The sequence below is a fragment of the Bilophila wadsworthia ATCC 49260 genome (assembly GCF_000701705.1).
In the GTDB taxonomy this organism is placed as follows: Bacteria; Desulfobacterota; Desulfovibrionia; order Desulfovibrionales; family Desulfovibrionaceae; genus Bilophila; species Bilophila wadsworthia.
Genome location: NZ_JNJP01000140.1, coordinates 1 through 6,010 on the forward strand (window position 1 = coordinate 1; position 6,010 = coordinate 6,010).

The 6,010-nt window shown below is 58.3% G+C and carries 7 protein-coding genes; 6 read left to right on the top strand and 1 reads right to left on the bottom strand.

Annotated features, from left to right (window positions below; translation table 11 throughout):
- The 3 genes from tnpA to T370_RS0120995 all read left to right on the top strand — a co-directional run.
- Positions 1-244, top strand: a 244-nt coding sequence (gene tnpA / locus T370_RS0120990; RefSeq protein WP_034507416.1) for an IS200/IS605 family transposase, incomplete at its 5' end; no start/stop codon positions are given.
- Positions 245-371: 127 nt separating this feature from the next.
- Positions 372-740 (top strand): hypothetical protein, encoded by a 369-nt coding sequence (locus T370_RS25280; protein WP_156034482.1) that lies wholly within the window; start codon positions 372-374, stop codon positions 738-740.
- 238 nt (positions 741-978) lie between these two features.
- Positions 979-1,473 (top strand): hypothetical protein, encoded by a 495-nt coding sequence (locus T370_RS0120995; RefSeq protein ID WP_029436903.1) that lies wholly within the window; start codon positions 979-981, stop codon positions 1,471-1,473.
- A gap of 54 nt (positions 1,474-1,527) precedes the next feature.
- On the opposite strand, the gene T370_RS0121000 is transcribed toward T370_RS0120995, so the two are convergent.
- Positions 1,528-2,448 carry a DMT family transporter gene (locus T370_RS0121000; protein WP_029436904.1) on the bottom strand — a complete coding sequence of 307 codons (921 nt, stop codon included), beginning with the start codon at positions 2,446-2,448 and terminating at the stop codon, positions 1,528-1,530.
- 218 nt (positions 2,449-2,666) lie between these two features.
- Between T370_RS0121000 and yfcE the strand changes: the two genes are divergently transcribed.
- From yfcE to T370_RS0121015, 3 genes are all read left to right on the top strand, one after another.
- A complete protein-coding gene (gene yfcE / locus T370_RS0121005; protein ID WP_029436905.1) occupies positions 2,667-3,218 on the top strand; it encodes a phosphodiesterase in 552 nt (183 codons plus the stop codon).
- A 298-nt stretch (positions 3,219-3,516) separates the two neighbouring features.
- The gene (locus T370_RS0121010) at positions 3,517-4,881 is read left to right on the top strand and encodes an MATE family efflux transporter (RefSeq protein WP_029436906.1); all 1,365 of its coding nucleotides are present in this window, start codon (positions 3,517-3,519) and stop codon (positions 4,879-4,881) included.
- A 92-nt stretch (positions 4,882-4,973) separates the two neighbouring features.
- Complete coding sequence (locus T370_RS0121015) at positions 4,974-5,774, top strand: tellurite resistance TerB family protein (RefSeq protein ID WP_029436907.1); 801 nt, start codon at positions 4,974-4,976, stop codon at positions 5,772-5,774.
- Positions 5,775-6,010: the final 236 nt, after the last annotated feature.

Sequence of the window (6,010 nt, forward strand, 5' to 3'; positions counted from 1 at the left end):
TGTGCACATGTTACTGTCGATTCCACCTAAATATGGGGTGGCAGAAGTAGTGGGCTATTTAAAAGGAAAAAGCGCTATTGAGATAGCGAAACATTTTGAAAAAGTTTGTAAAATAACAGGAGCGAGTTTCTGGGCGAGAGGATATTTTGTAAGCACGGTAGGAGTAGGAGAACGGGAAATTCGGCTCTACATAGGGAACCAGGAAAAAGAAGACAGGAAGGTGGAGCAGCTTAAGCTGCTGTAATTCGCCGTAGGCGAATAGCAAAAACCGCTTTGAGCGGTTACCGCGTTTCAAGCCCCCGGCTTTGCCGGGGGTTTTGACTTATAGATGCGGGAGAGGCAGGTGGACACGTACTGAAGGCGGAGGGAAGATGAAAAAATGCAATGGGCCGGACATGGAATCGAAAAAGGGATGGTTCACGTTGTTTCCCGTCGCCCCTTCCTTTTCTGTAAAGTTCTTTTTCCCCTATTTGCTGCGTGGGGTGGAGTTGGGGCAATCTGAAAAACGGAACGATGCGGTACCGATGTTTTCAAGGTATGAAAGAACCTATACTGCCAGTGATCATGGAAGAAGGATCATGGTTCACCGAAAGAACATAAGGAAAGAAGATGAGAGCCCTTTAGGCGTTCGCCGCGTCAAAAGCCTCAATAGCTATCGGTGGCAACTTCAGTTTCCATTGAGCCTGCGGCGGCACGTTGCCATGAGGCGGCTGCGGCCAACGGAATCACCGTTTCCGTGATGCCGAGGCTTTTGATGCCCATGACGCGGAAAGACTCTGAGAGCCGTTCGGCATGGCGTTATATATTTTGCTTCAGGCCGCAGTATTAGAGTTTTCCGAATGAAACCAACTTGTTTTGGAGAGGGAAAAAACGAGTCATCCGGGCGTGGTCCGTAAGGGCGTTGCTCTTTCTGGCGAAACACCGTAGAGGCGTTTCCACACGGTCAGGAATACTGTACAAGAACAGGAGAACCGCCATATGAACCAAAAGCATTGCCTGCTCGTTATGGCGCTTGCCGGAGTATTGAGCCTTGCGCCGCTTCCGGCTTTTTCGGGAAATCTGAGCAATTTTTCCGATGCGCTCGAACAATTGGCGGATATGACCCGTGCCGCCGACAGGGCCCATGATGCCCTTAACGACGCTATGCAGGGGGGCAGGGATTACAGCCGGTATGATCGTGATTGGCGCAATGCCGAGTCACGCCTCGAACGGGCGAGAATCCGCACGATGGCGCACATCGCGGGAGTAAGCGAATCCCGTATTCGCTCCCTGCGCGACGACGGCTACAGCTGGGAGCGCATTGCCCGGAAATACAAGGTCGATCCGCGTCGGTTCGGATACGGGCAGTCTCGCTACGATCACGATCGGGATAAGTGGAAGGGCGTGCCTCCCGGCCTTGCCAAGAAGGGAGGGCTTCCGCCCGGACAGGCGAAAAAATTCAAAGAACACCATGACAAGAAACATCGAGATTGAAAAAAGGCCCTTCCGTTGAGGAGGGCCTTTCGTTTTACGGCGTGAGGGGAAGGATTACTTGAGAAGACGCCTTGCCGCGTAGAGATCGCCGAATGAAGCGTAGCAGATGCCGCCGATGATGAGCACTCCGCCGATCATCTGCGGAAGCGTGATGGACTCGCCCAGGAACAATGTGGCCTCAAGGCTCGCAAACAGCGGGATGCTGTTGTAGATGATGCCCGCCCTGACCATGCCGATGCGTTCGATCGCGAGGCTCCACGCGAGGAAGGAAACGACCGATGCCCCGACCCCTATGTAGATGAGGGCGCTGAGGATGGAGCCGTCCAGCGGGCTCAGCCCGGTGTCGGCGGCCTGCCAAAGCAGGGGTGGGATCAGGCCGAGGACGCCGATGCCGATGAGCAGGGCAAGAAAGGCCTTTTGTGGAAACGCCTTGGGACGGCAGCGGAGCATAAGGCTGTAGACGGCGAACAGGAAGACTGAAAGGAGCATCCATAAGTCGCCTTGCGCAAAGCGCAGCCCGAGAAGGGTGCCGAGCCTGCCGCGCGACACGAGGATGATGACCCCACAGAGGGCGCCGCACAGCCCGAAGAACTGGAACCGGGAAAGCCGCTCCCGCAGGAACAGGTGCGCGATGGCGGCCATGACGATGGGAGAGGCCGTGGCGAGCAGCGACATGTTGGTGGCGTCGGTCGTATGCCCGGCCTGATAGATGAAGGTGTTGAAACAGGTGATGCCGAGCAGGGCCATGAGAATGACTTTGCCCCATGTGCCGCGGACGAGGGGAAGCGAACGCAGCAGGCTCCGGCCCGCAAAGGGGAGGATGGTCAGAAACGCGATGCTCCAGCGCCAAAAGGACAGCTCAACCGGAGAGAGGGCTCCAGCGAGGCCGCGGGCCACGACGAAATTCCCGCTCCAGACCACGGTGGCGAGCAGGGCGAACAGGTATCCTGTGACGGTATGGGAAAAGATGGGCATGGCTGGCTCAAGAGGTTGGGGGCGGTCCGGATGGCCGTCGTTTCCGCCGGAAATGGCACGGCGGAGAACCCTACTTCCGGGTCGGAACTCCGTCAACCGGGATTTTATCCCGAGCCCCCGTGTGCACGGCCATGCGGGGACGGCCGTTCTACCCCGTTTGCGTGCAATGGAGGAACAGGGTAGACTCATTCATCCTTATTTCTGGAGAAAGATATCCCATGCGTTTGCTCATTGCTTCCGATCTGCACGGTTCCCCGGAAGCCGCCGCGTTTCTGCGCCGGCGCTGCGAGGAGCTGTTGCCCGATATGTTGGTCCTCCTGGGCGATTATTTGTATCACGGCCCGCGCAACCCCCTTCCTTCCAGCTATGGGCCGCCAAGCGTGGTTTCCGTCTTCGCGGATTTCGACACGCCCATCGTGGCCGTGCGCGGCAACTGCGACGCCGAAGTGGATCTCATGCTGCTTCCGTTCGCGGTGGAAGACAGCGCCGTGATAGCCGCTGACGGATTGCGCATCGTGGCACAGCACGGACACCACCTTCCCAGTTGCCCCCCCATTCCCGGCGTGCGCCCCGGCGATGTGGTCTTGAGCGGGCATACCCATATCCCGCGCGGGGAAACCGTCGACGGCGTTCATTTCTGGAACCCCGGCAGCACAACGCTGCCCAAGGGCGGCTTTCCGGCTTCTTATGGCGTCTTCGAAGCCGGTGCGTTCCGTGTGTTCGGGCTTGACGGGCGACTTCTTTTGGAGCATCGGCCTTCCGCAGCCTAACGTTTTCGGAGGAAGGCGTCCTGAATGCGGGACGCCTTTTTGCATTGCTCTAAGATTGCGTAACTTCCGCAATAACGCCGTATTTCAGCCGAACCCGTCTTTAGGGGCGGTTCCGGACGTGTATTTTTCCGCTTGATTTTGCAGGCGGGATGCCTCAAAACAGGCCCACCTCACCTTTTTGGCTTTCTCTTCCACTCCTCCCCCCGTTGAGTGCCACATCTTCCCGTCCTGCGCGGCAACGCAGAACGGATTTCCGTATTTCGTATTGCTCCAATCGATAGAGACAAGGCAGGTACATATGGCTGACACCAGCGCCACGCTTTTGCTGAGAACAGAACCGATCGGAAAACTGCTTCTCCGGTATTCCTTGCCCGCCATCGCTGCGATGGTGGTCTTTTCCCTTTACAACATCATCGACAGTATTTTTATCGGGCACGGCGTCGGTCCGCTGGCCATTTCCGGCCTTGCGATCACGTTTCCGGTCATGAACCTGACCTTCGCTCTGGTTCTGCTCGTCGGCATCGGCGGCGCGTCCATCTGTTCCATCCGGCTGGGGCAACAGGACATCGACGGCGCTACCCGCGTGCTCGGCAACGTCCTGCTGCTCGGCCTCATCAACGGGGTGACGTTCGGCCTGCTGTCGCAACTGGTGCTTGATCCGGTGCTGACGGCTTTCGGGGCCAGCGAACACACCTTGCCCTATGCCCGCGATTTCATGCAGATCATTCTGTACGGCCTGCCGGTCACCTGTACCATGTTCGGGCTCAACCACATCATGCGGGCCACGGGGTATCCGCAAAAAGCCATGCTTTCCGCCGTGTTGACCGTGGGCATGAACATCATTCTGGCACCGATATTCATCTTTTGGCTGAAATGGGGCATCCGGGGCGCGGCTATCGCCACGGTATTGTCACAATGCGTAGGTATGGTGTGGGTGTTGAGCCACTTCCGCAATCCGAAAAGCACTGTGCATTTCCGGCAAGGGACGTTCCGGCTGCGCTGGAAGATTGTCTCAAGCATCTTTTCCATCGGCATGTCGCCGTTTTTGCTGAATGTGTGCGCCTGTCTGGTAACGGTGCTCATCAACATCGGCCTCAAGCGGTATGGCGGCGACATGGCCATCGGGGCGTTCGGCATCCTCAACCGGATACTCATCCTGTTCGTGATGCTGGTTATGGGGCTTACGCAAGGTATGCAGCCCATTGTGGGATACAACTATGGGGCGCAGCAGTTCGAACGGGTAAAGCAGACGCTGAAGTACGGCGTCATCACGGGCGGGCTGATCACGACGGCGGGGTTCCTTGCCGGGCAGTTCGCTCCGGAAATCGTGTCCCGGATGTTCACCGACGACGCGGGCCTGATCGCCCTCTCCGTGGAAGGTCTGCGCCTCGCTACGCTGGTATTCCCCTTGGTTGGCATCCAGATCGTCGTCGGCAACTTTTTTCAGTCCATCGGCAAGGCCAAACTGTCGATTTTCCTTTCTCTGACGCGTCAGCTGCTGTTTCTGGCTCCCTGCCTGCTCATTCTGCCGCGCTTTTTTGAGTTGAAAGGCATCTGGATCAGTCTGCCCGTTTCGGATTCGTTGTCATTCGTGACCTCAATGGGCGTGCTGTACATGTTCCTTCGGGAGATGCGCCGGGTCCATCACAGCCGGGAGGCGTGAGATTCTCATGCGCTGGCGGATTTGCCCGGTTTTGTTAGTGTCGTAACCGGGCGGGAGGTTCTTCCGCCTCACAAACAGGCAAGGAGTTCCTCATGAAGGATTTATTCAATCAGATAAGCAACGGCCTCGGCGGGCTGGGAGGGCTTGGCGACAAGCTGAACGGCGCTCTCGGCGGACAGCAGAAGGCGGATGCCCCGTCCGGTCAGGGGACGGGAAACGCCCTTGGCGATATGGTGAAATCCGCCGGAGGGCTGGGCGGTTTGCTCGGCTCGGCGGCGCTCGGGGGACTGCTCGGCACGCTGATGTCGGGCAAGACGGCCCGCAAGGTTGCCAAAGGCGCGCTGATGGTTGGTGGGACGGCCGCCGTCGGTGCCTTGGCATGGAAATTCTACCAGAAGTGGTCCGGAGCCAACGGCGCGGCCCCACAGGGGCAACCCGCCGAACCGGCCCCGTCAGCCCAGTCCGCACCGAGCGGCTGGCCCGCCGAGCTGCAGCAAACGCCGCCCCCGGCTGTTTCGGCGGATCAGACGGCCCTGTTGTTGCTGGAGGCGATGGTTTTCGCCGCCCGCGCCGACGGACACATCGACGACAAGGAACGGGCCAATATCCACAATGCCGTGGAATCGTTGTTCCCGGGCCGGGATATGGCGCAGGTTCTGGATACGCTGCTGAATAAACCGCTCGATCCGGCCTCGCTGGCGTCCCGCATAGCCAACCACGACGAAGCCCGTGATCTGTATCGGCTTTCCGCCATGATCATTGACGTGGATCACTTCATGGAGCGCAGCTATCTTGATGGCCTTGCCGCCGCGCTCAAAATCGCGCCTGAAGAGAAGGCCGCACTCGACAGCGAGGTTGAAGAAAACAAAAGGACAGCCATAGAACCGTCCTGATCCCGTTTCCCCTTTTCCGCCAGCTGGTGGAGAACCCACATGGCGGAAATCCCGCCACGCGGAAAAAATTTGATTGCCATTCGAGAGGTTCCCGTCTTCATGGAGACGGGAACCTCTTTTGTCTGAGCGCGCAAGAATAAAGACCGGCCTCAGATAAACCGGGAAAGCGGCGAACAGGGATTCGATAAGCATGAAAGTCTTTGGGAGAGGAGGGATGGGGGCGTGGGGGAAGGGAG

Bases quoted from the DNA above. Each gene is read 5' to 3' on its own strand.
- T370_RS0121010 (WP_029436906.1), top strand. From the start codon at position 3,517: ATGGCTGACACCAGCGCCACGCTTTTGCTGAGAACAGAACCGATCGGA.
- T370_RS0121000 (WP_029436904.1), bottom strand. From the start codon at position 2,448: ATGCCCATCTTTTCCCATACCGTCACAGGATACCTGTTCGCCCTGCTC.
- T370_RS0121015 (WP_029436907.1), top strand. From the start codon at position 4,974: ATGAAGGATTTATTCAATCAGATAAGCAACGGCCTCGGCGGGCTGGGA.
- T370_RS25280 (WP_156034482.1), top strand. From the start codon at position 372: ATGAAAAAATGCAATGGGCCGGACATGGAATCGAAAAAGGGATGGTTC.
- yfcE (WP_029436905.1), top strand. From the start codon at position 2,667: ATGCGTTTGCTCATTGCTTCCGATCTGCACGGTTCCCCGGAAGCCGCC.
- T370_RS0120995 (WP_029436903.1), top strand. From the start codon at position 979: ATGAACCAAAAGCATTGCCTGCTCGTTATGGCGCTTGCCGGAGTATTG.